The 24200-nt window shown below is 60.6% G+C and carries 18 protein-coding genes; 11 read left to right on the top strand and 7 right to left on the bottom strand.

Going from position 1 to position 24200, the window contains the following annotated elements; genetic code table 11:
- Positions 1-92: 92 nt before the first annotated feature.
- Both HMPREF9695_RS05275 and HMPREF9695_RS05270 read left to right on the top strand, forming a co-directional pair.
- Positions 93-1325 carry a putative DNA modification/repair radical SAM protein gene (locus HMPREF9695_RS05275; RefSeq protein ID WP_006019779.1) on the top strand — a complete coding sequence of 411 codons (1233 nt, stop codon included), beginning with the start codon at positions 93-95 and terminating at the stop codon, positions 1323-1325.
- 1 nt (position 1326) lies between these two features.
- Entirely contained in the window at positions 1327-2778 is a 1452-nt protein-coding gene (locus HMPREF9695_RS05270; RefSeq protein WP_006019778.1) for a UdgX family uracil-DNA binding protein, read from the top strand.
- Positions 2779-2815: 37 nt separating this feature from the next.
- Here HMPREF9695_RS05270 and HMPREF9695_RS05265 read toward each other — a convergent pair whose 3' ends face one another.
- A complete protein-coding gene (locus HMPREF9695_RS05265; protein ID WP_006019777.1) occupies positions 2816-3409 on the bottom strand; it encodes a YciE/YciF ferroxidase family protein in 594 nt (197 codons plus the stop codon).
- Between the two features lie 99 nt (positions 3410-3508).
- On the bottom strand, positions 3509-4684 hold the full coding sequence (locus HMPREF9695_RS05260; protein ID WP_006019776.1) for a M20 aminoacylase family protein: 1176 nt from the start codon (positions 4682-4684) through the stop codon (positions 3509-3511).
- Between the two features lie 168 nt (positions 4685-4852).
- Between HMPREF9695_RS05260 and HMPREF9695_RS05255 the strand changes: the two genes are divergently transcribed.
- Complete coding sequence (locus HMPREF9695_RS05255) at positions 4853-6472, top strand: GMC family oxidoreductase (protein ID WP_006019775.1); 1620 nt, start codon at positions 4853-4855, stop codon at positions 6470-6472.
- On the opposite strand, the gene HMPREF9695_RS05250 is transcribed toward HMPREF9695_RS05255, so the two are convergent.
- Positions 6473-8029: an acyl-CoA carboxylase subunit beta gene (locus HMPREF9695_RS05250; RefSeq protein WP_006019773.1), complete on the bottom strand. Its 1557-nt coding sequence runs from the start codon at positions 8027-8029 to the stop codon at positions 6473-6475.
- A gap of 159 nt (positions 8030-8188) precedes the next feature.
- Between HMPREF9695_RS05250 and HMPREF9695_RS05245 the strand changes: the two genes are divergently transcribed.
- From HMPREF9695_RS05245 to HMPREF9695_RS05230, 4 genes are all read left to right on the top strand, one after another.
- Positions 8189-8410 carry an acyl-CoA carboxylase biotin carboxyl carrier protein subunit gene (locus tag HMPREF9695_RS05245; protein WP_006019772.1) on the top strand — a complete coding sequence of 74 codons (222 nt, stop codon included), beginning with the start codon at positions 8189-8191 and terminating at the stop codon, positions 8408-8410.
- Between the two features lie 146 nt (positions 8411-8556).
- The gene (locus HMPREF9695_RS05240; protein ID WP_006019771.1) at positions 8557-9714 is read left to right on the top strand and encodes a TAXI family TRAP transporter solute-binding subunit; all 1158 of its coding nucleotides are present in this window, start codon (positions 8557-8559) and stop codon (positions 9712-9714) included.
- Between the two features lie 50 nt (positions 9715-9764).
- Positions 9765-11873, top strand: a complete 2109-nt coding sequence (locus HMPREF9695_RS05235) for a TRAP transporter permease (RefSeq protein WP_006019770.1) — start codon at positions 9765-9767, stop codon at positions 11871-11873.
- 190 nt (positions 11874-12063) lie between these two features.
- Complete coding sequence (locus tag HMPREF9695_RS05230) at positions 12064-12306, top strand: hypothetical protein (RefSeq protein ID WP_006019769.1); 243 nt, start codon at positions 12064-12066, stop codon at positions 12304-12306.
- Between the two features lie 72 nt (positions 12307-12378).
- Here the strand turns inward: HMPREF9695_RS05230 and HMPREF9695_RS05225 are convergent, their stop codons facing one another.
- On the bottom strand, positions 12379-13770 hold the full coding sequence (locus HMPREF9695_RS05225) for an aspartate aminotransferase family protein (RefSeq protein ID WP_085947384.1): 1392 nt from the start codon (positions 13768-13770) through the stop codon (positions 12379-12381).
- A gap of 48 nt (positions 13771-13818) precedes the next feature.
- Here HMPREF9695_RS05225 and HMPREF9695_RS05220 point away from each other — a divergent pair, with 48 nt between their 5' ends.
- Positions 13819-14523 (top strand): DUF2147 domain-containing protein, encoded by a 705-nt coding sequence (locus HMPREF9695_RS05220; protein ID WP_430648550.1) that lies wholly within the window; start codon positions 13819-13821, stop codon positions 14521-14523.
- Between the two features lie 12 nt (positions 14524-14535).
- Here HMPREF9695_RS05220 and hpnN read toward each other — a convergent pair whose 3' ends face one another.
- Positions 14536-17130 (bottom strand): hopanoid transporter HpnN, encoded by a 2595-nt coding sequence (gene hpnN, locus HMPREF9695_RS05215; protein ID WP_041711330.1) that lies wholly within the window; start codon positions 17128-17130, stop codon positions 14536-14538.
- A 213-nt stretch (positions 17131-17343) separates the two neighbouring features.
- Between hpnN and dxs the strand changes: the two genes are divergently transcribed.
- From dxs to hpnH, 3 genes are read left to right on the top strand one after another with little or no spacing between them, the layout of a single operon-like run.
- Positions 17344-19260: a 1-deoxy-D-xylulose-5-phosphate synthase gene (gene dxs / locus HMPREF9695_RS05210; RefSeq protein ID WP_006019765.1), complete on the top strand. Its 1917-nt coding sequence runs from the start codon at positions 17344-17346 to the stop codon at positions 19258-19260.
- Positions 19261-19282: 22 nt separating this feature from the next.
- The gene (gene ispH, locus HMPREF9695_RS05205; RefSeq protein ID WP_152544161.1) at positions 19283-20242 is read left to right on the top strand and encodes a 4-hydroxy-3-methylbut-2-enyl diphosphate reductase; all 960 of its coding nucleotides are present in this window, start codon (positions 19283-19285) and stop codon (positions 20240-20242) included.
- 6 nt (positions 20243-20248) lie between these two features.
- Positions 20249-21439, top strand: coding sequence for an adenosyl-hopene transferase HpnH (hpnH, locus tag HMPREF9695_RS05200; RefSeq protein ID WP_006019763.1), 1191 nt, complete (start codon positions 20249-20251; stop codon positions 21437-21439).
- 85 nt (positions 21440-21524) lie between these two features.
- Here the strand turns inward: hpnH and HMPREF9695_RS05195 are convergent, their stop codons facing one another.
- Together HMPREF9695_RS05195 and shc are read right to left on the bottom strand one after the other, a co-directional pair.
- The gene (locus HMPREF9695_RS05195) at positions 21525-22217 is read right to left on the bottom strand and encodes a phosphorylase (protein ID WP_006019762.1); all 693 of its coding nucleotides are present in this window, start codon (positions 22215-22217) and stop codon (positions 21525-21527) included.
- Positions 22214-24187 (bottom strand): squalene--hopene cyclase, encoded by a 1974-nt coding sequence (gene shc / locus HMPREF9695_RS05190; protein WP_041711906.1) that lies wholly within the window; start codon positions 24185-24187, stop codon positions 22214-22216. Before shc ends, HMPREF9695_RS05195 begins: the two co-directional genes overlap by 4 nt.
- Between the last annotated feature and the right edge of the window lie 13 nt (positions 24188-24200).

Below are 24200 nucleotides of genomic sequence, written 5' to 3'. Positions count from 1 at the left end.
GATATGTTCTAATATAAAGCTAAGAGCGAACGGAGAGTCAACCGGACTTTGGGACGGCCTCTTTCTTTAACGAAAACAATGAGATTCGATCCATGGACGTTCAGCGCAAACTCGAAATCCTGGCGGATGCTGCCAAATACGATGCTTCCTGCGCTTCCAGCGGGACGGAAACGCGCGATAGCCGCAACGGCAAGGGCATGGGCTCGACCGATGCCGGTATGGGCATCTGCCATTCCTATGCGCCGGATGGCCGCTGCATTTCGCTGCTGAAAATCCTGCTGACCAACGCCTGCAACTACGATTGCCTCTATTGCATCAACCGCGCGTCCTCAAATGTTCAGCGCGCGCGCTTCACCGTGGAGGAAGCCGTCAAGCTGACACTCGATTTCTACCGGCGCAATTATATCGAAGGACTGTTTCTCTCCTCCGGCATCATTCGCAGTCCGAACTACACCATGGAGCAGGTGGTCCGCGTCGCGCGCAGCCTGCGCGAAGATCATCATTTCCGCGGCTACATCCACCTGAAGACAATCCCTGAAGCCGATGAAGCCCTGATCGCCGAGGCCGGGAAATATGCCGACCGCCTCAGCATCAACATCGAAGTGCCGACGGAGAGCAGTCTCTCGAAACTCGCGCCGGAAAAAGACGTCCGCGCCATCCGGCGAACCATGGGCCGGCTCAGGCTCAAGCTCGATGAAGCGCAAGAAACAAAGAAAGACAAACGAGCGCCGCGCTTCGCACCCGCTGGTCAAAGCACACAGATGATCGTGGGCGCTGATACCTCGAACGATCAAACCATTCTGGAAACCAGCGCCAATCTCTACGGCTCCTATAAACTCAAGCGCGTCTATTATTCGGCATTCAGTCCAATTCCCGATGCCAGCCGCAGCCTTCCCTTGCAGGCGCCGCCGCTGATACGCGAGCATCGGCTGTATCAGGCCGACTGGCTGCTGCGGGTTTACGGGTTCGATCTCGGCGAGATCACCGATCCGCTCGAAGGCGGCATGCTGCCTCTCGACATCGATCCGAAACTGGCGTGGGCTTTACGCCATCGCGAACGCTTTCCGCTCGATGTCAATCGCGCCAGCCGCGAGGATTTGCTGCGCGTTCCCGGCTTCGGGGTGAAAACCGTTGATCGCATTATTTCCGCGCGCCGCGTCACCAACCTGTGCAGCGCCGATCTCGCACGCCTACGCGTTCCTCGGAACAAGGTGCTGCCCTTTATCGTTCTTCCTGACCACAAGCCGCCAGCGCAACTCCTCGACAGCAACCGTCTGCTGCAATTGTTCCGTCCGCCGGCAACACAAATGGGATTCGGATTTTAAATTGCACGTCATCAGCCTCGACAACGAAACGGACTTCAACGGGTGGCGCAATGCTGCGCGGGCCCTCGCATCGAACGGCATCGCGCCGAACGATGTGACATGGACCGTGGCAGGGGGAGACGCGGGCCTGTTCACGCCTTCCGCTATTCCCGCCTTCGATACGGAACAGTCATTCAACGTGCCCGCTGCTTTCGTGCAACTCGCAAAAACCGCGATCCTCAATCGTAATCCGGAACGCTTTGCATTGCTGTATGGCCTGCTTTGGCGATTGCGGACACACCCGCGCCTGATGGGTGCGGCAACCGATGCCGATGTTGCCCGGGTGCAGACCCTCGCGAAAGAAGTTCGCCGCGACGAGCACAAGATGCATGCCTTCGTCCGGTTTCGCGAATTCGGCCGTGGCAACGATTTTCGCTTCGTCGCATGGTTCGAGCCCGACCATCATATCGTGGAACTGGCTGCACCATTCTTCGAGCGCCGTTTCGCCGATATGGCGTGGTCGATTCTCACGCCGGATCGCTGCGCGCACTGGGACGGGTGCAAGACGATCTTCACACCTGGCGCGTTGAAATCAGACGCGCCCTCCAGTGATCCGCTCGAAGACATCTGGCGCACCTACTACGCAAACATCTTCAATCCCGCACGGCTCAAGATCAAAGCCATGCAAGCGGAAATGCCCAAGAAATACTGGCGGAACCTTCCCGAGGCCCCGCTGATTGATACGCTAATTGCAAAAGCCGGACTCATGACGCAGGCCATGATCGACAGCGAGGCTTCAGTGCCGCGCGCATCGCAGCAACGGAGGGATGAACCGATGAAATCACCATCGGTCCATACAAAGCCCGGCAGCCTCGCTACAATCCGCGCCGAGGCCGCCGATTGCCGCTCCTGTCATCTTTGGAAGGATGCGACCCAAACTGTGTTTGGCGAAGGCCCAAACCACGCGCCAATCATGCTGGTCGGCGAACAACCCGGCGACAAAGAAGACCTCGCCGGCAAGCCGTTCGTCGGCCCCGCCGGGCAGGTGCTCAACCGCGCACTGGAGGAAGCCGGACTCGACAGGGACAAGGTGTATGTCACCAACGCGGTGAAACATTTCAAATTCGTGCCGCGCGGAAAAATCCGCCTGCATCAGAAACCGAATACACCTGAAATCAAAGCCTGCCGGCCATGGTACAAGCGCGAACTCGCATCGATCAAACCTGCCTTGGTGGTAGCGATGGGCGCAACGGCGGCGCAAACCGTATTCGGCAAGATCACGCCGATCGGCAAGAACCGCGGCCACCTGATCGATCTCGATGAAGCCGGACCCGAGACCAAGGCGCTGGTCACAGTTCACCCGTCCTATCTGCTGCGGCTGCCGGACGAAGACGCCAAAGCGCGGGAGTATGCCAACTTCGTGAAAGACCTGAAGCTTGCAGCCTCGTTCCTGCACAAGCTGAATGCGGCGTAAGCCCCTCTCCCCGCAAGCGGAGATAGGGGCAAATAGATCACGCAGCAAGCGCTTCGGAATTCACAGCACCTTCAGCGAGCGCCGTGAGGTCTTTGTCAGTCTTGCGTTCCTGCTGGAGCGTTTCATCGAGCAATTTTACAGCTTCGTTCATGCCAAGCTGGATGGCCCAGGCCTTGAGCGTGCCGTAACGCGACATTTCATAGTGTTCCACTGCCTGCGCGGCAGCCAGCAATCCGGCATCGAGCGCTTCGGTGCCTTTGTATTCGTCCATGATCTCCTTGCCCTCGTCGAGGATTCCCATGATCGCATCACAGGTTTTGGCCTTCGCGGGCTTGTCGATCAACTTGAACACCTGCTCAAGGCGATCGACCTGGCCTTCGGTTTCGCCATGATGTTTCTTGAATGCGGCGCTCAGGTCTGCCGACTGAGCTGCCTTGGCCATCTTCGGCAATGCCTTTAAAATCTGCTTCTCCGCGAAGTAGATGTCCTTGAGCGTGTCATGAAAGAGATCGTTGAGATCCTTATCGTTCGGCACAGCTCGCTTTGCGGCCCTCCGCTTCGGTGCGGATTTCTTCGCTGATTTCCTGACCGACTTTTTGGCTGACTTCTTCGCCGATTTCCTCGCTGCCATTGTCCCACTCCGCATGTTTGACGGGATCGTTCCCGCCTCTCAACGCGATGTGATGATCATGGTTCCGAACAGGATGCACCGTCCGGTAGCGACTCGTCGTCAGCCTGCGAGCTGGCTTTCGACCAGCTTGATCCAGTAGGACGAGCCATAGACGATGGCGTCGTCGTTAAAATTGTAGGCAGGATGATGCAGCCCCGCGCTGTCGCCATTCCCGATAAAGATGAAGGCGCCCGGCCGCGCTTCCAGCATATAGGCGAAGTCTTCCGCGCCCATCACCGGCGGAATCTCGGAACTGACATTGCCCTCACCCGCGACGTCGGCCGCAACGCGGGCGGCAATAGCCGTTTCGGCGGGATGATTGACCAGCACCGGATAACTGCGCTCGTAATCCAGCGTGATCTTCGCGCCCGAGAGCTGCGCCACCCCGTTCACAACTTCCTGTACCCGCTGTTCGATCAAATCGCGCACCTCGGGAGTTAGCGTCCGCGCGGTGCCGAATAGTTCCGCGGTCTGCGGGATGACATTGCGGGCGTTCCCGGCGTGGAACTCGCAGATCGAAATCACTGCGGCATCCAGCGGATCGACGCTACGGGAGACGATCGACTGCAGGGCCGTAATGAGCTGGGCGCCGACCAGCACCGAGTCGATGCTCTTGTGCGGTCGCGCGGCATGTCCGCCCAGACCTTCAATGTGAATGTTGATGTGATCGGTCGCGGCCATCGCAGGTCCAACGCGCGTGGCAAACGTGCCGATCGGCATGCCCGGCGAGTTATGCATGCCGTAGACCTGCTCGATCTTGAAACGGTCCATCAGGCCGTCCTTGATCATCGCCTCGGCGCCCGCACCGCCCTCTTCCGCCGGCTGGAAGATCATCACGGCATCGCCGGCGAAATTCCGCGTCTCGGCGAGATAGCGCGCCGCGCCGAGCAGCATCGCGGTATGACCATCGTGCCCGCAGGCGTGCATCTTGCCCGGCACAGTCGAGCGATAGGCGACGCCGGTTTCTTCCTCGATCGGCAGCGCGTCCATGTCGGCCCGCAGCCCGATCGCTTTCAGATCACCGCCATTGACCGGCTTTCGCCCCTTGATGACGCCGACCACGCCGGTGCGTCCAAGGCCGGTCGCGACCTCATCGCAACCGAATTCGCGCAAACGGTCGGCAACGAAGGCCGCAGTGCGGTGCACATCGTACATCAGCTCTGGATGGGCATGGAGATTGCGACGCCAGCCCATAATTTCGGGTTGCAGATCGGCGACGCGGTTGAGGATGGGCACGGCGGTAACCTCACAGGATCAAGACGGCAAAGGCTAGCATGGGCCCGCAGGGGACCCAATATCCGCGCAAACGGGACTTGCGCGGAACCATACTGTACAGCGAACCCCGGCCGGGGCCATAAGAAGAAAAGTCTTCAACAATTTGACTAGAGAAACGCAGGATCGGGAATGGCGAAACGTCTGGAGGGGGATTTCGACTATATCGTCGTCGGCGCCGGCACCGCCGGATGCATCGTCGCCAACCGCCTCTCGGCTGATCCCCGCAAGCGCGTTCTAGTCCTGGAAGCCGGCGGCAGAGACAACTGGATCTGGTTTCACATCCCGGTCGGCTATCTGTTCGCCATCGGCAATCCCCGCTCCGACTGGATGTTCAAGACCGAGCCGGAAGCCGGTCTCAATGGCCGTGCACTGGCCTATCCGCGCGGCAAGGTGATCGGCGGATCGTCAGCAATCAATGCCATGATCTCGATGCGCGGACAGGCAGCGGACTACGACCACTGGCGACAGCTCGGCTTGACCGGCTGGGGCTGGGACGATGTGCTCCCGGCTTTCAAGAAACTCGAAGATCATTTCCTCGGCGAGAGCGAACATCACGGCGTCGGCGGTGGTTGGCGGATCGAAGCCCCGCGGCTGTCCTGGAAAGTGCTGGATGCCGTCGCGGACGCTGCCCATGAAATGGGAATCCGCAAGACACCGGATTTCAACACCGGCGATAACGAAGGCATCGGATACTTCCACGTCAATCAGAAGCGCGGACGGCGCTGGTCATCGGCACGCGGGTTTCTGAAGCCTGCACTGTCGCGGCCAAACCTGCGCCTGGAGACCAACGTGCTGGTCGACAGGGTGATCGTCGAGAACGGCCGCGCGGTCGGCGTGCGCTTCCGCCAGGGCGGCGAGACCATCGAGGCACGAACGCGGGGCGAAGTGATCCTGTGCTCCGGGTCTGTGGGATCGACGCAGGTGTTGCATCGTTCCGGCATCGGTCCGAAGGAATGGCTGTCGCCGCTCGGCATCGACACCGTGCTCGACCGTCCGGGCGTGGGCCGCAACCTGCAAGACCATCTGCAGCAGCGCGCGATCTACAAGGTCGAAGGCGTGCGCACGCTGAATGAGACCTATTACAATCTGTTCCGGCGCGGCTGGATGGGTGTCGATTACCTGTTGCGGCGGCGCGGGCCATTGACCATGGCGCCGTCGCAACTCGGTATCTTCACGCGATCCGATGCGCGGCAGGAGCGCGCCAACATCCAGTTTCACGTCCAGCCGCTGTCTCTGGATAAATTCGGCGAGCCGTTGCATCGCTTCCCGGCGATCACCATCGCCGCCTGCAACCTGCGGCCAACATCACGCGGAACGATCCGCATCAAATCCGATGCGCCGGACCAGGCTCCCGCGATCGCCCCGAATTATCTGTCGACGCCGGAAGACCGCCAGGTTGCTGCTGACGCCATTCGCGTCACGCGCAGGCTAATGAAACAGCACGCGCTCGCGGCCTATCATCCGCAGGAATATCTCCCCGGCCCATCCGTCGGCGATGACGATGCATCCTTGGCGAAGGCAGCCGGCGACATCGGCACCACGATCTTCCATCCGGTCGGCACCGCGAAGATGGGCACCAGCAGCGATCCTCTCGCCGTGGTCGATGAGCGCCTGCGCCTTTACGGCCTCAAGGGGTTGCGCGTCATCGATGCATCGGTGATGCCGACCATCACGTCCGGCAACACCAACACGCCGACCGCAATGATCGCGGAAAAAGGTGCGGCGATGATCATCGCCGACGCCAAATAATCACGGCCTGATCGCCATCTTCGCGACGCCTGGCGTGCGCAGCGGCTCTGCCAGCCTTGCGAACTCGCAAAGCAGCGATCGCGTCTTGCGCGGATCGATGATCTCCTCGACCCAGAATTTTTCCGCTGTACGAAACGGCGACCGCAGCTTGTTCAAGCGGTCCTGGATTTCAGCCAGCTTCGCCTTGGGATCTTCGGCGGCGTCGATATCAGCACGGTAAGCGGCCTCAATGCCGCCCTCGAGCGGCAGCGAGCCCCAATAGGCCGACGGCCATGCATAACGCAGGGAGAAACGGCCAGCAGGCTGATGCACAACACCCGCAACGCCGAAGGAGTTACGGATGATGATCGTGCACCACGGCACGGTGCTCTGATTGACGGCAGCCATCGCGCGAACGCCATGCCGGATCGTTGCGGCCTTTTCCGCTTCGAGTCCGATCGCGAAACCCGGGCAATCCATCAGATAGACCACCGGCAGATGGAAGGTTTCAGCGAGATCAACAGCGCGCACTACTTTTTGGCACGTGTCCGCCGCCCACGATCCCCCATAGATAAAGGGGTCGCCGGCCAGCACCAGAACCGCTCGCCCCTGCAAGCGCGCAAATCCTGTGATGATCGACCGGCCGAAGTTCTGGCCCATCTCAAAAAACGAACCACGGTCCACCACCGACTCGATGATCGGCCGCATCTTGTAGACCTGCTTCCGGTTGCGCGGCACGGCGCTCAGCAGCATCTCGTCAGCGCGCTCGGGATCATCATTGCAAGGAATGGTCGGCGGCAGGTCGAACACGGACGACGGCAGATAAGACAGAAACTTCCGTGCACATTCGAAGGCTTCTTCTTCGGTTTCAACTGCGTGGTCGACACCACCGGCCTTGGTCTGGATCTGCCAGCCGCCCAGTTCCTGCTTCTCGAGCGATTGGCCGAGCCGCGCGACCACAGGTGGCCCCGCCACAAACATCGCAGACGATTTTGTGATGACGGAATAATGACTGGCGGCGAGCCGCGCCGCACCAAGTCCCGCTACCGATCCAAGACCTAGACCGACAACAGGGACGCGCGCCATGTTCGCGGTCGTGTACCAGTACCATTCCGTCCCGCCGATGCCACCGGGCAGGTTGGCCGCTCCCTTGGTTTCGATGGTCTTCACCGAGCCGCCGCCGCCTGAGCCTTCGATGACCCGAATGATCGGCAGGCGGAAGTCATGCGCCATCTGCTCGGCCATCATCGGCTTCGCCCAGATCGACGCATCGGCCGAGCCGCCGCGCACCGTGAAATCGTCACCGACGATGACAACGGGGCGGTCCCCGACCTTGCCGCGGCCGAATACGCAATTGGCGGGCGTGGCGGAAATGAGTTCGCCGCTTTCCGCATATTCTCCGACGCCTGAAATCGCGCCGATCTCGTGGAAGGTCTTCGGATCGAGCAGCTTGTCGATGCGCTCGCGAACCGTAAGACGGCCCTGATCATGCTGCCGCTTCACCTTGTCGGCGCCGCCCATTTCTTTCGCAAAGGCTTCGCGCCGCGCAAGTTCGTCAAGTTCAGGCTTCCAGTTCATCGTCGCTCCTTGCAGTCCGCGTTGCGAACGCGTCATTCTGTTCTGCGGAATAAAGTTTCCTCTTGCGGAACACGCTACCCCGGGCAATCTTCCGTCACAATAAAGAAGCCGCGTTTGCAGAGCCCGCATGCTCTGCTCAAAGCGGATGGGAGAAAGTCAATGCCACAGATCAAGATCGTCACCGAGGTTGCCGGACGTGTCTGCGCGGTTGTCGCCAGCACCGGCGGCAGTATCGGAAGCGGCGATGACGTCGTGCTGGTCGAAGCGATGAAGATGGAAATTCCCGTCCCCTCGCCTGCCGCAGGAAAAGTCGTCTCAATCCTCGTTAGCGTCGATGACGTCGTGGCAGAGAGACAAACGATCGCTCTTCTTGAAACGTGAACTGCGCGAAGCGCTGCGTTCCGCGACAAACTGTCCAGTACACCTTAGTAGGCTTGCAGCCGTTGCGCTGGTCCCTGCACGATGACATGATCCGGCAAAATCAAAAACGCGTTTCGCACAGCGAAAGCAATTGGGGAGGGTTTTTCATGACGCGGCATATCACTGCGGTTGCGGCAATCGTTCTTGCAGGCACGACGATTTCGCCCGTGCTGGCGCAAGAGGTCAAGCTACCGACCTCGATGGCGTTTACCGCCTATGACACCGGCACCTCCGGTTTCAACATCGCAGTCGGTGTCGGCAAGATGATGAAGGACAAGTACGGCTCCGACGTTCGCGTGCTTCCGGCCGGCAACGACGTGGCGCGCCTCGCTCCGTTGCGCACCAACCGAGCGGTGCTGGCCTGGATGGGAACGGGAAGCTATTTCGCCCAGGAAGGCGTTTTCGAGTTCGGCGTCAAGGAATGGGGCCCGCAGGCGTTGCAGATGACGCTCTCGACGGTCGACTGCAACGGACTGTCGGTCGGCGTCGCGAAAGACAGCGGCGTGAAGGAATGGAAGGATTTCCGCGGCAAGCGTTTGGGCTTTGTGGTGGGCTCACCCGCACTGAACCAGAACGCGCTGGCGATCATCGCCTACGCCGGACTCACCCAGAAAGACGTCAAGATCGTCGAATTCGCCAGCTACGGCGCGATGTGGAAGGGCGTCATCAACAATGATGCCGACGGCGCGTTCGGCTCGACGGTGACCGGCCCCGCCAAGGAACTGGAAAGCTCGCCGCGCGGAATCGTCTGGCCGGAGTTGCCTGCGGGCGACAAGGCCGCCTGGGATCGTGTAAAAAAAGTCGGCGCATTCTTCAATCCGCACGACGTCACCTGCGGTGCAGCCATCGAAGCTTCGAAACCCCTGAAGCTGGCGACCTATCCCTATCCGATTGCAACCGCCTATGCGACGCAGCCCGTTGACCAGATCTACGGCCTCACGAAGGCAATGATCGTCAACTACGACATGTACAAGGATGCTGCGCCCGGTTCATCCGGCCTCGATGTCAAGAAGCAGACCAAGCAGTGGGTCATCCCCTATCATCCCGGCGCCGTGAAAGCCCTGAAGGAAGCCGGGCAATGGACCGACGCGGATGAAAAATACAACAACGACCTGATCAAGCGGCAGGGCGTTCTGGCGGATGCGTGGAAAGCCTACAACACGGCAAGCGCACCGGGTGAGCCGGCCGCATTCCTCTCGGGGTGGATGGCTGCGCGGAAGGCCGCACTCGCCAAGGCCAACATGCCGAACGGCTTCGAGGACTAAAGGTTTTAAGGCCAGCGGACGTCGTCAACATTCTATTTTCGGTACTGCCAATGTCAGCTTCGTCCGACAACACCCAAAATACAGCAGTCGCTACGGTTGCGGCTGCCACCATTAACTCAGCGCAAAAGAAGGTCGTGTTCGATGATCCGCATGCGGGTGTCGGCGGCTTGCAGGAAGCCGAAGTCACCCGGGTGCGGACCCTTCGCGGTGGTTGGCGCTGGGCTCTCGTTGCAGCGACCGCGGCGACGATCCTGCTCTGTATCAATCAGCAATTCACGTTGCGCTTCTTCATCGGCTACACCCAGCTCAACACCGAGTATTTCTATCTGCTCATCGCGCTGATGCTGCCCTTCACCTTCCTGATTTTTCCGGGAAGCGAGAAGGCTCCGCTGGATCGGATTCCCTGGTACGATATCGTCCTGTTCGTTGCGACATTCGCTTCGGCAATCTGGCTGATGATGAACATTCGCAAGGCCGCGGCCCTCGGATGGGAATTCGCAGGCGCGCCGACACCGGTCATAGCAGGTGGCCTGGTCATGTGGGCCGTGCTGATGGAAGCCCTGCGCCGCACCGGCGGCTGGAGCTTGTTGCTTTGTGTGCTTCCCTTCACCGTTTATCCGCTGTTTGCGGAATCAAGCTGGCTGGGTCCCTTCCGCGGTACCCAATCCACCCTTGATCAGGCCACGGCCTACCATGTCCTCTCCGGCGAAAGCCTGCTGGGCATTCCGATCCAGGCCTTCGCCGATACGGTGATCGGCTTTCTCGTGTTCGGCACGGCGCTGATGATGACCGGCGCCGGGAAGTTCTTCATCAACATCGCGTTCGCACTTTGCGGAACGTTCCGCGGCGGCGCTGCCAAGGTCTGCATCTTCGCCAGCGGCCTTCTCGGCATGATGTCGGGCTCGATCATTTCCAACGTGCTGACCGCAGGCACGATGACGATTCCCGTCATGAAAAAGAGTGGCTTTCGCGCGTCGTACGCCGCAGCCATTGAAGCCTGTGCTTCGACCGGTGCAGTCCTCGCGCCGCCGGTGATGGGCGCGACCGCATTCGTCATCGCGCAATTCCTGAACGTCAGCTACGCCGACGTCGCGGTGGCGGCGATTATTCCAGCCGCGCTTTATTATCTCGGCCTTTTCATGCAGGTGGACTCCTACGCCGCGCGGCACAACCTTGCCGGCATTCCACGCTCCGAATTGCCGCGGGTCTGGGACACCGTCAAGGAAGGCTGGTACTACATTTTCGTCATCGCGCTGCTGGTCGTGATGCTGCTGTACTTCAAGCGCGAAAGTCACGCGCCTTTCTACGCGACCGTTCTCCTGCTCATCCTCAATCAGTTATTTTCCAAGGACACCCGCTGGACTGTTGCGACGATCAGCAAGTTCCTGGAAGTGAACGGACGCACCTTCGTCGAACTGGTCGGCATCTTGGCAGGCTGCGGCCTGTTGATCGGCGCATTCTCGATGACCGGCGTGATCTCGAGTCTCGCCAATGATCTGCTGACAATCGCCGGTGACAACGCTTTTCTGCTTCTGGTGATGTGTGCCTTTACCAGTCTGGTGCTGGGACTCGGCCTGACCACGACGGCCTGTTACATCTTCCTCGCCATTCTCGTAGCGCCGGCGCTCGAGAAGGTCGGCCTCAACAAGATGGCTGTGCACATGTTCATCTTCTATTGGGGCATGCTCTCATCCATCACGCCTCCTGTGGCGATCGCTTCCTTCGCGGCAGCGGGCATCGCCGGTTCGCCGGCGATGAAGACCGGCTGGGAGTCCATGTGGGTCGGCAGCATCATCTACTTCATCCCCTTCTTTTTTGTGCTCAACCCGGCCCTCGTGCTGCAAGGCGATGCGCCTTATCTCGCAGCGCTTGGTCTGATGACGCTGGCCGGAATCGGCACGTTGTTCATCTGCGGAGGCATTCAGGGCTACCAGGCCTTCATCGGCGACTTGCGGCGGGCGGGCGCGCTGGAATGGCCGCTCCGCGCGTTGCTGGTCATCGGAGGATTTGTTCTTGCAACGCCAGGGGGCGGCATCATGCCTGTCTCTCAATGGCAGATCATGGCGATCGCGCTTGCCATTCTCGTTCCAACGCTGATCGTCGCCTTTGTTCTGGTGCAACGGAACCCGGTTGCGCCATCGCAATTGTCGGCGCGCTAGACAAGCGAACCCGCGCCAAATTGTGGCAAGAGTTGGCGTTCCATCTTCCCGCAATGCTGTGGCGCGAAAAAGCCGTGCATCAACGCCACACCCGGCGAAATACGATGCCTGTGCCATAGCGTGGAGACTTGTATCTGGCATCCCGATATGTTCGACCTATAGCCTGGTCAATCGAACGCTAGGGATAATGATGCTCAAAGCACTTCTTGCAACCACTCTGCTCGTCTCGGCGACCGTTGGCGCCTTCGCACAGGCCCCGGCCCCGCAGCGCGGCGGCACCCCGGAAGAACAGAAAGCCTGTGCTCCCGATGTTTCACGTCATTGCCGTCAGGTAATGAACGATGGCGATTTCGTGATTCTTGGTTGCCTGCAGGCCAACCGCGCCAAGATCAGCAAGAAGTGCGATGCTGTTCTCAAGAGCCACGGCCAGTGAGCCGCAGCGTTCTTCCTGATTAATTCCGGATAATAAAATCAGCCTGACCGCTCGTCAGGCTGATTTGCTCGGTCAGGCTGTTTTTCTTGCAGCGTTGTCGACCAACGTCTTGCCGAGCGACCAGATCGCGCCGGGAACACGGTGGCTGTTTTCGATCACCGTATCGAACGAGCTTGTGATCCAGTTACAATCTTCCTGCGTGATCGTGAGCGCTGGCAGCAGCTTGATTGTGTGGCTGGCGTGGCCGGAGACCTGGCTGAGGATCTTGTGATCCTTGAACAGCGGGATCGTAATCAACTGGCAGAACAGACCCTTGCTCGCCGCCTCCAGCATCGCCCATGAGGCCTTGAGCTTGAGCGACTTCGGCGGACCGAATTCGACCCCGATCATCAATCCCTTGCCGCGCACGTTCTTCAAGAGTTCATAGCGCGGGATCATCGCTGACAGGGTCGCAAGCAGTTCGGCGCCGCGCGCCGCCGCGTTCTCGATCACCTTCTCCTGCTTGAGGGCCTCCAGCGTCGCAATGCCGGCAGCCATGGCGAGATCGTTCTTGGAGAACGTCGAGCCGTGGACCACCGCGCGATCCATCCGGTCGAAGATCTTGTCGAAGATCGCCTTGCGCGTCAGGACGGCTCCAACCGGGACGTGACCGCCAGACAGCGACTTCGACAGCAGCACCATATCGGGCTCGACGTTCCAGTGCTCGACTGCAAGAAACCGCCCTGTACGGCCCATTCCGGTCTGGATTTCATCGGCAACGAACAGGGTGCCATAGCGCCTGCACAGCGCCGCTGCGCCCGCGAGGTATCCGTCGTCGGGCATGTTGACGCCCTTGCCCTGGATCGGCTCGACGATGAAGGCCGCAATCTGGCGAGAGGCCAGCGCTTTCTCGAGCGCGGCGAGATCATTGAACGGGATCGAGAAGGTGTCCGGCAGCAACGGTCCGAAGCCGTCACGGAAATTCTTGTCGCCGGTCAGCGACAGCGAACCGTAGGACAGGCCGTGATACGCATGGTCGCAATAAACGATGCCGGTACGGCCGGTCGCACCGCGCGCGAACTTGATCGCAGCTTCGACACACTCCGTCCCTGAATTCGCAAAAAACACCTTGTCCAGATACGGCACATGCGCGATCAGGCGCTCGGCCAGAATGCCGGCCAGCGTGGACAGATCGAGTTGAACGAGGTTCGGAAGATCGCTGTCCAGGACGCTCTTGAGGGCGTCCTTGACGGTCGGATGATTGCGGCCAAGAGCAAAGACGCCGAACCCGCTCAACAGATCGAGGTAACGATCATCGTTGCGGTCGAACAGATACTGCCCCTGCCCGCGTTGAAAGCCGACGTCGTAGCCGATGGTTTTGAGCACCCGGACGAGTTGCTCATTGAGATATCGCGTGTGCAGAGCGTTGCGCTGAAACTGGCGATCCGCGAACATCTCTGAAATGTCTAGATTTGGCTGCATGATGTCATACATACTTCGTTTGTCAGGCTTCTAGTCAACTGAAATTAGTGTATGCGTCGTTTTGTCAATCTCTGGAACAATGCACGGCCTTTGTGTTTAAATTGGTTGCAATGCACGCGAGGATTCATGCGGAAACTAGCCTTTAGTGGAATGTTCTTGCTCGCTGCCGCCGGAGCTGCCTCTGCTGCCGAACCGCTGGGCGAATGGAAGGTCGAGGATGACAAGGCGACGATCCGAATCGTTGAGTGCAACTCCAGGCTTTGGGGGGTCATCGCCTCTGAACAAATTCCGGGCAACCTCGACAGCAAGAACCCTGACAAGACCAAGCGGACGCGTCCCACCCTGGGCATCCCCATCCTTCTGAACATGAAGAAAGCGGATGACGAGAAAGACAAGTGGGAAGGCCAGATCTACGACGCCACCAGCGGCAAGACCTATGACGCCAATATCCAGCTCAAGTCGCCCAATTCGCTGCGCGTCGAAGGCTGCGTCGCCATGATCTTGTGCGGCGGCCAGACCTGGACGCGCGTGGCTGAAGGCTCCGCCGCTCCCGTTGGGGCCAAGGCCGGCGCGGCAGCTCCGGGGGCTCCCAAAACAACAGGAAGCCCACCGGCTCCGAAGACAACGGCCGCACCACCATTCCCGACCCCCGTCGGCGCGCCGAAGACTGCGGCTCCGAAAGGCGCGAAGGCTGGCGATCAGGCCACTTCCGAAATTTGCCTCCTCCCCGAGATTGCATCAGCGCCTGCCAAATAATCCGGCAGGCCTTTACTTCTGCTCTGTGTCGCGCGGCTTGCCCATGAGCGCCGGCTGAAACAGCACTGCCGCTGCCAGCGTCGTCACCAGCGACAGCGCCAGCAATTTGCCCATGCTTGACGTGCCGGGGTGGCTCGACAGCCAAAGGCTGCCGAACGCTGTCGCGGTCGTCATCGCGCTGAAGAAGATCGCACGCGTCAGGCTCGATTGCAGCAGGTCGGTCTGCCCGGCCCGCCATGCGGTCACATAGTAGATCTTGAACGCGACACCGATGCCAAGCAGCAGCGGCAGCGCGATGATGTTGGCGAAGTTCATCGGCAGTCCGATCAGGACGCAGATCTCGAGCGTAACGACACCTGCCAAAACCAATGGGACCAGCGTCAACAGCACATCGCCGACCCGCTTGAGCACGATCCAGAGCAGGATCGCAATCGACAGCAGGGCCCAGAAACCGGCATGGATGAACGCTTTGACGATGGTATCGCCGGATTTCAGAATCGAGATCGGCCCGCCAATCGCGTCAGGCTGAACTTTCAGAACAGCACCCGCGAAGGCGCGCAATGTATCGTTGTCATTGGGATCGCCCTTCGGCTGAGCTTCGACGCGCGTTCTGCCGTCTGCAGACGTCCAATCGTGCAGGATGTCCGGCGGAAGGGTTTTTACACTCACCGACTGGGCCTTGAGCAGACCCCGAACCTGATCCAGCGCAACATTCAGAGGCGAAATGAAGGTTGCCGTCGCCTTCTCGCGCGTGGCTTTTTCAGCCTGAGCAAGCTTGTCCAGTGCTGCCGCAAGCCGCCGTGCGGCCACCGCCCCCGGTCCCTTGTCGTCGCCCGCGGTCTTGCGCAGGCTTTCCGCCGAGCCCTTCAGCGCAGCGACATTTTCCTCGTCGGACGGCGCGGAGCCGCGCGATGTCTCATTCAGAATCGGATTGAGCGATGCCGCCGCCTTGCGGATGATCGCAAGCTTGGCCGGCTGGTCATCAGGAATGAAGGTATCCAGCGAGATCGTGCGCGATACTTCAGGAAGCTTGGCGAGCCGTTCCTGAATTTCCTTAGCCGCAGCCGCGGAAGGAGCCATGACTTCGACGGCGTTGGTGCCGGTGTTGGGATCTCGGCGGAGATCCAGATACGTCGCCACCGACTCGACCTTCGCGCTGCGCAGGTTCATGGGATTGAAGTCAAACTGCAGGAAATACAGCAACGGCAGACCCAAAACGGCCACCCCGAGCGTCGCGGCAACAACACCGACTCGATGCCGCTCAAGGAAACTGTCGACCGGCGCCAGGAATTTGAAACCGAGCGGTTCAGCTTCGCCCGGAGGATTGAAAATCTTGAGCAGCGCGGGCAGCACTGTGATGGCGGCGATGAATGCGATGATCATGCCCGCGCCGGCGATCTTTCCGAGTTCCGACACGCCTTTGTAATCGGTTGGCAGAAACGACAGGAATCCGGCCGCCGTGGCCACCGCCGCAAGCGTGAGCGGAACGGCGGAATACTCGGCGGCCTTCTCGAGCGCCGGATCAAGCTGATCAATTTCATGGCGCTCGGCGCGATAGCGCACACTGTACTGAATGCCGAAATCCACACCGAGACCGACAAACAGGACGAAGAACGCAATCGAAATCAGATTGAACGCGCCGACCAGCATCAGTCCGACGGCGGTGGTGATCGACAGACCGATGACAAGCGTGATGAACACCGAACCGATGATCTTGGATGACTTCAGCGCGCACCACAGGATGAAGAGCACGATCAGGACCGTCCCCGTGTGGGTGACGAGCGCCCCCTCCTGCACCGTCGCGAACTCATCGTTTGCGATCGGAACCGGCCCCGTGAGACGGACCTTGGCGCTGTAATCCACCGCGAGTTTGGCGTCTTCGGCCGCCTCGCGAATGGCATCGACCGCGGCGCCGCCCGGCTCCAGCGCCTTGAAGTCGAGCACAGGCCGTATCAGGAGAAGCGTGCGGGTGTCGGCAGGCGTCAGCGGCTCGTTGCTGGACAGTTCCTTCCAGGAGAAGGTCGCTGGCTTGTTCGCGACGACTTTCTCGACAGTATCGGCCACCAGGTTCAGCGGGCGGGCCATGGAATCGCGCGAATACTGCCCCCGCTGGGAACCCGCCAGACCGAATTCCAGGACGCCTGTCAGGCCCCGCAGGCTGGGATCGTCCACCAGAATGTCGAAAAGCGGGGCCGCCGAGGCCAGTTGCCCGGTCTGCTTGGCCACTTCCGGGGTCGGCAAGAACAAAAGACCGTTATTGTCAAAGAAGGGCCCACCCCCGGGCCGCCGGATCGAGATGAACCTTTCGGTCTTTGGCCGCAACTTCTTCTCAAGGGCGTCGCCAGCCTGCCGGGCGAGTTCCGGGGTCGGCGCCTCTACAACGGCCAAAATCGAGTCATTTCGGCCCGGAAAGGCCTTTTCGAAGTCGATTTCGCGCTTTCGCCAGTCCAGATTAGGGGAGATCAGCGTCGCAACATCGGTATTGATGGCAAAGTTCCGGTGGGAATAGACGCCCGCCACGGCAGCCAAAGCCAAGCCAGCCACGAGGACCAGCCATGCATGGCGCGTGCAAAAACGAACAAGCGATACAATAGTCCTTGTCAGCACAGGTTTTCTTTCTATTTCTGGCGGCCAGCTTGGGGTAAAGGCAACTGCCGGGGAGGCAAGCCGTTAACTTACTGATGCCTCAAACGATGCCCTTAAGTCACACAATAGTGGCATTTAACCAGCAGTTCCTCAGAACTACTGCTGCATAGCTGCAATAATGCTACACTGCAAAATGTTCTCGTCTTGTTCCACAGTCGCATTGGAAGCCTTGGTATGACCTCTTCAACCCCATTGCTCGACGCAATCAAGTCGCCCGCTGACCTTCGGAAGATGAAGGAAAGCGACCTGCCTCAAGTTGCGGCAGAACTTCGCGCCGAAACGATCAGCGCGGTTGCGGTCACTGGTGGTCATCTCGGCTCCGGTCTTGGTGTCGTTGAACTGACGGTTGCAATACATCATGTTTTTAATACGCCCTCAGATCGCGTCATCTGGGATGTCGGGCATCAGGCCTATCCCCATAAGATCCTGACGGAACGGCGTGACCGGATTCGCACCCTGCGTCAGGGCGGAGGTCTTTCGGGTTTCACCAAGCGCGCAGAGAGCGAATACGATTGTTTCGGCGCTGCGCACTCGTCGACGTCCATTTCAGCAGGCCTCGGCATGGCCGTCGCGCGGGATCTCGCCGGCGAGGAGCGAAATATCGTCGCAGTAATCGGCGATGGCGCGATGTCTGCCGGCATGGCCTATGAGGCAATGAACAATGCCGGCGCGATGGATTCGCGCCTGATCGTCATTCTCAATGACAACGAGATGTCGATTGCGCCCCCAGTCGGCGCCATGTCGGCTTATCTGTCACGCCTGACGTCCAGCAACACCTACCGGTCGCTGCGCGAGATCGGCAAGCAGGTCGCCAAGCGCCTTCCGAAGTTCATCGAGAAGGGCGCGCAGCGCGCCGAGGAATATGCCCGCGGCTTCCTGTCCGGCGGAACCCTGTTCGAGGAGCTCGGCTTCTTCTATGTCGGACCGATCGACGGTCACAACCTGGACCATCTGCTTCCTGTCCTCAAGAACGTGCGGGATTCGAAAGTCGGCCCGACCCTGATCCACGTCGTCACCGAAAAGGGCAAGGGCTACACCCCGGCCGAGACATCCGCCGACAAGTATCACGGCGTGGTCAAATTCGATGTTGCGACAGGCAAGCAGGCGAAGGCTCAGGCCAACGCCCCCGCGTATACCAAGGTGTTCGGCCAGAGCCTGGTCCAGGAAGCCGAGAAAGACGACAAGATCGTCGCGATCACCGCCGCCATGCCATCCGGCACCGGCGTCGATATTTTCGGCAAGGCCTTCCCCGAGCGGACCTTCGACGTGGGTATCGCCGAGCAGCATGGCGTGACTTTCGCCGCCGGCCTTGCTTCCGAAGGACTGAAGCCATTCGTTGCCATCTATTCCACGTTCCTGCAGCGCGCCTACGACCAAGTCGTGCATGACGTCGCCATTCAGGGTCTGCCGGTCCGGTTCATCATCGACCGCGCCGGTCTCGTCGGTGCGGACGGACCGACCCACGCGGGCTCGTTCGATCTCGCCTATCTCGGCTGTTTGCCGGGGATGGTTCTGATGGCCGCGGCCGATGAGGCCGAACTGGTTCACATGGTCGCGACTGCCGCTGCAATTAACGATCGTCCGTCCGCCATCCGCTTCCCGCGCGGCGACGGTGTCGGCGTCGACCTGCCGTCGGTCGGCGTTCCGCTGGAGATCGGCAAAGGCCGCATCGTCCGCGAAGGTAGCTCCGTAGCGCTGGTGTCTCTCGGCACCCGCCTTCAGGAATGCCTGAAAGCTGCAGACATTCTAAAAACCCATGGCTTAACGACGACCGTCGCTGATGCCAGATTTGCCAAGCCGATCGACACGGATCTGATCCTGCGTCTGGCGCGCGATCATGACGTGCTCGTCACCATCGAGGAAGGCTCGATCGGCGGCTTCGGGGCGCAGGTCTTGCATACCCTTGCAGAGAACGGCGCGCTCGATAAAGGACTGAAGGTTCGCTCCATGGTTCTTCCGGATACATTCATCGATCAGGACAGTCCGGCTGCGATGTACGCAAAGGCTGGCCTCGACGCCAAGGGCATCGTGACGCGCGTCTTCGAGGCGCTGGGCCGCGAAGGCGAGATCAGCGCGGTGCAGCTTGCTTGATCACGTGCCCATGAAATCCGAAATGAAAATCCTGCTGGCTCAGCCGCGCGGATTTTGCGCCGGGGTCGTGCGCGCGATCGAGATCGTCGAACGTGCGCTCGAGAAGTATGGGCCGCCGGTCTACGTCCGCCACGAAATCGTGCACAACAAGTACGTGGTCGAAAGCCTGAAAGCCAAGGGCGCGGTATTCGTTGAGGATCTGCACGAAGTGCCGGCGAATGCCATCACCGTGTTCAGCGCCCATGGCGTCGCCAAGAGCGTCGAGGAAGAAGCTGCCGCGCGCGGTCTCCCCGTTCTCAACGCCACCTGCCCGCTCGTGACCAAGGTCCATAACCAGGGCAAGCGCTACGTTTCCAAGGGACGCAAGCTCGTTCTGATCGGCCATGAAGGTCACCCTGAAGTCGTCGGCACCATGGGTCAGGTCCCCGGCCCCGTGATCCTCGTGCAGAGCGTCGAGGACGTGGCGGCGCTCGATCTGCCGAGCGACGAGCCGATGGCCTACATCACGCAGACCACGCTGAGCGTCGACGACACCCGCGATATCATCGCGGCTCTTGAAGACCGCTTCAGCGACCTCGAAGGCCCCGATACCCGCGACATCTGCTACGCGACACAAAACCGCCAGTCTTCGGTGCGAGATCTCAGCAAGCTCGTCGATGTCATCCTGGTTGTCGGCGCGACGAACAGCTCCAACTCCAACCGCCTCCGCGAGATCGGGACCGAAGTCGGCGTCCCGAGCTACCTCATCGCCGACGGCAGCCAGCTCAATCCTGAATGGTTGAAAGACGCGAAGACCGTCGGCATCACCGCGGGCGCCTCGGCGCCTGAGGTGCTAGTGGACGATGTGATTGACGCCCTGCGGAGAATCGGACCGGTGACAGTGTCCGTGCTGCCGGGCCGGGAGGAAAATATCGAGTTCAGACTGCCCGCGGAGCTGACCCAACGTCAACCGCGCCTCTCTCCTGCGATGCAAGAAAGATAAACGTTCATGGCGATACCGTTTTTCAAAGAGATCAAGATCGGCTCGTACCTCGTTAAGCAGAAGCTGCTTGGACGTAAGCGTTATCCTCTGGTGCTGATGCTGGAGCCGCTTTTCCGTTGCAACCTCGCCTGCGTCGGTTGCGGCAAGATCGATTACCCCGATGCGATCCTGAACCGCCGCATGTCGGCGCAGGAGTGCTGGGATGCCGCCGACGAGTGCGGCGCGCCGATGGTCGCAATCCCGGGCGGCGAGCCGCTGATCCACAAGGAGATCGGCGAGATCGTGCGCGGCCTGGTCGAGCGCAAGAAGTTCGTCTCGCTCTGCACCAACGCGCTGCTGCTCGAGAAGAAGCTCGATCTGTTCGAGCCCTCGCCTTATCTGTTCTTCTCCGTCCATCTCGATGGACTGAAGGATCACCACGACAAGGCGGTGTCGCAGAAGGGCGTGTTCGACCGCGCCGTGTCCGCGATCAAGGCTGCCAAGGCACGCGGCTTCACCGTCAACGTCAACGCGACCATCTTCGACGGCCATCCGGCCGAGGAGATCGCCAAGTTCCTCGACTTCACGACCGAGCTTGGGGTCGGAGTCTCGATGTCGCCAGGCTACGCCTATGAGCGCGCGCCGGATCAGGAGCACTTCCTGAACCGCACCAAGACCAAGAAGCTGTTCCGCGACGTGTTCGCGCTCGGCAAGGGCAAGAAGTGGAATTTCATGCACTCCGGCCTGTTCCTCGACTTCCTCGCCGGCAACCAGAACTTCGAGTGCGAGCCGTGGGGCATGCCTGCCCGCAACATCTTCGGCTGGCAGAAGCCCTGCTACCTGCTCGGTGAAGGCTATACCAAGACCTTCAAGGAGCTGATGGAAACCACCGATTGGGACACCTACGGCACCGGCAAGTACGAGAAGTGCGCCGACTGCATGGCCCATTGCGGCTACGAGCCGACCGCTGCAAACGCTGCTGTCAGCAACCCGTTCAAGGCATTGAAGGTCTCGCTGTTCGGCATCAAAACCAGCGGGCCTATGGCGCCTGAGATCGATCTGTCGAAGCAGCGTCCGGCACAGTACGTGTTCTCGTCGGAAGTGCAGAAGCGCCTGTCGGAAATCCGTGCCGACGAAGCGAAAGCAGCGGAAGCCAAGGCAGCGAAGCTCGCCGCGCAGACTGCGGCTCCGGCAACCAACGCATCCACCGCGGCCTGATTTTCAGACCGCACTCATTCAAAAGGCGCGAGCATCGCTCGCGCCTTTTTTGTTTCCTTATGCTCTCGCTTAAGAAAGGCTCGGATCAGCCCAGAGCCTCACGGCAACCTTTCAGCGAACGGAGCGCGCGGCTGAAGTCGCGTCCCGTCGAAATCAGATGCGGAATCGACTTCGGGTTACGCGCGATCCCGCGCATCACCTTCCACATATCGACGTTGCCGTTCGGCTTGATGGCGCTCATCGTCAATTCCGGCAGCGCACGGTGCGCCGGATCGCTGATCACGCGCACCGCCGCAAACGGCAGGCCGTTGTATTCGGCGTATCTCGCGGCGATATGGCTCTCCATATCGACCGCATCGGCGCCGGTGGTGGCGCGCAGCGCAGCCTTGGCCACCTGACCGGTGACAACCTCTTCGACACCGGCAAGGACGCCCGAAACGATCGAGCGGCGGCGCCTCGTCGGCAATGCGACGAGATTTTCCGTCAGCGACGCCTCGGTCGACCAGCGCCGTTTCGCGGTGACGATATGAGAGGCGACAACGACGTCACCTGACTTGAGCGAAGGATTGAGGCCGCCGGCGACGCCGAAGCTTACGATGCCGCGAATGCTCGCCGGATCGAACGACGTCATCATTTCGCGCAACTGAACTGGATTGCTTGAACTGCAGATGACGGTGAGACCGGGGCCGGCAGCGATGCGGGCCTCCTGTTTCAAGCCAGTAACAATCAGGACTGGCAGCCCGTCGTGTGCGGCGTCCCCGCCCGCGCCTATAATCACATTCCGATCCCCACGAAGCGGCTGTTAGTATTACGCAAATTCCGGTACCGCGCCAGCGCCCACAAGGGGAAGAACTTAGAATATCCGTGGTATCGCAAATAGAACACACGTGGGAACCCGCCCCCGGTGTACTGCGGCTCGCTCCAAAGCCCGTCTTTACCCTGGAACTGAATCAAATAGGCGATTCCGCGCTGAGTCGCGGGATGATCGACCTTCCCTGCCGCCATCAGCGCCAGCGTCGCCCAGGCCGTCTGCGAGGCGGTCGAATCAGCCTTCTCATAGCCCCGGTAGTCGAGCCGGTAGCTGTTGCCGTCCTCGCCCCAGCCGCCGTCGCTGTTCTGGATCGCGATCAGCCAGTCCGCGGCTTTCGCCATCACGGGGTCCACGTGATCGACGCCGGCGGCGTTCAGCGCGCAGAGCACCGACCATGTGCCGTAGATGTAGTTCACGCCCCAGCGCCCGAACCATGACCCATCGGGCAACTGCGTCCGGCGCAAGTACTCGACGCCCCGCGCCAGAGCCTCACTGGTCTTCACGGTCTCGCCGAGTTGCGCCAGCATCGAAACGCAGCGCGCGGTGACATCCTCGGTCGGCGGGTCGAGCAGCGCGCCGTGGTCCGAGAACGGAATGTTGTTCAGATAGTATTCGAGGTTATCCGCGTCGAACGCTGCCCAGCCGCCGTCCTTGCTTTGCAGACCGTCGATCCACTCGCGGCCGCGCGCGATCGACTCGTCGTACTTGGTGCCGGCGTTGAGCGTTCCGCGCGCACGGTCCATCGCCATGACGACAACGGCGGTGTCGTCGAGATCGGGATAGTGCGCATTGTTGTACTGGAAAGCCCAGCCGCCAGGGCGCACGCCCGGCCGCTTCTCGATCCAGTCGCCCTCGACGTCGAGCACCTGTTTCGGCTTGAGCCAGTCCAGCGCCGCCTTTGCCGACGCAACTTCCTTCTCGCCGCCGACCTCGATCATCGCGTGTGCGGTCAGCGCGGTATCCCAGATCGGCGAGACGCACGGCTGGCAGTAAGCTTCGTCGTCCTTGATGACGAGCAGGTTCTCGATCGACTGCCGCGCCAGAACGTAATGCGGATGATCCTTCGGATAACCGAGCAGATCATACATCATCACGGTGTTGGCCATTGCCGGGAAGATCGCGCCAAGACCATCGACGCCGTTGAGGCGCTCGGTGACGAACGCCACGGCCTTGTCGATGGCGCGCTGACGCGGGGCTTTCGGAAACAGCGGATCGACAACGCGTAAAACCTTGTCGAGGAGATTGAAGCCCGTGAACCAGAGCTGGCTCTGATGCGGTGCTTTCGCCGTCATGCCGATGGATTTCGGGTCTTCCAGAAAGAGCTCATCGATGCCGACGCCGAGCGGATTGCGCGCGCGCGGCTTCTTGTTCATCAGCACCAGCAGCGGCACGATCACCGTGCGCGCCCAGTACGAAATCTTGGTCAGGTGAATCGGAAACCAGCGCGGCAGCAGCATGATCTCGACAGGCATCATCGGCGCGGCACGCCATGTCACGACGCCGAACAGCGCCAGCATGATGCGGGTGAACACGTTGCTCTTGATCGCGCCACCGCGGCGAAGCATCTCCTCGCGCGCCTTCTTCATATGCGGCGCGTCTGGCGAGTCGCCGATCATCTTGAGCGCGAAGTAAGCCTTCACGCTGGCGCTCATATCGAACTCATGGCCGTAGAACAGCGACCAGCCGCCGTTTTCGTTCTGGATCCGGCGCAGATAATTCGCGATTTTGCCTTCCAGTACAGTGTCGATCGGCTCGGCCAGATAATGGCGCAGCAGGACATACTCGGCCGGAATCGTGGCGTCGGCTTCAAGCTCGAACACCCAATGGCCGTCGGGCTTGCGATAGTCCAGCACGGCGCTGCTCGCGGCCGCGATGCTGGCATCAACAGCCGCCGCTGACGGTGCGGCAGCTCCGGCCTTGTGATCTTCGAGAGTCATGCCCTGCATGTCT

This window comes from Afipia broomeae ATCC 49717, assembly GCF_000314675.2.
Taxonomy (GTDB): Bacteria; Pseudomonadota; Alphaproteobacteria; order Rhizobiales; family Xanthobacteraceae; genus Afipia; species Afipia broomeae.
This window is presented reverse-complemented; position numbering and strand designations above follow the sequence as displayed.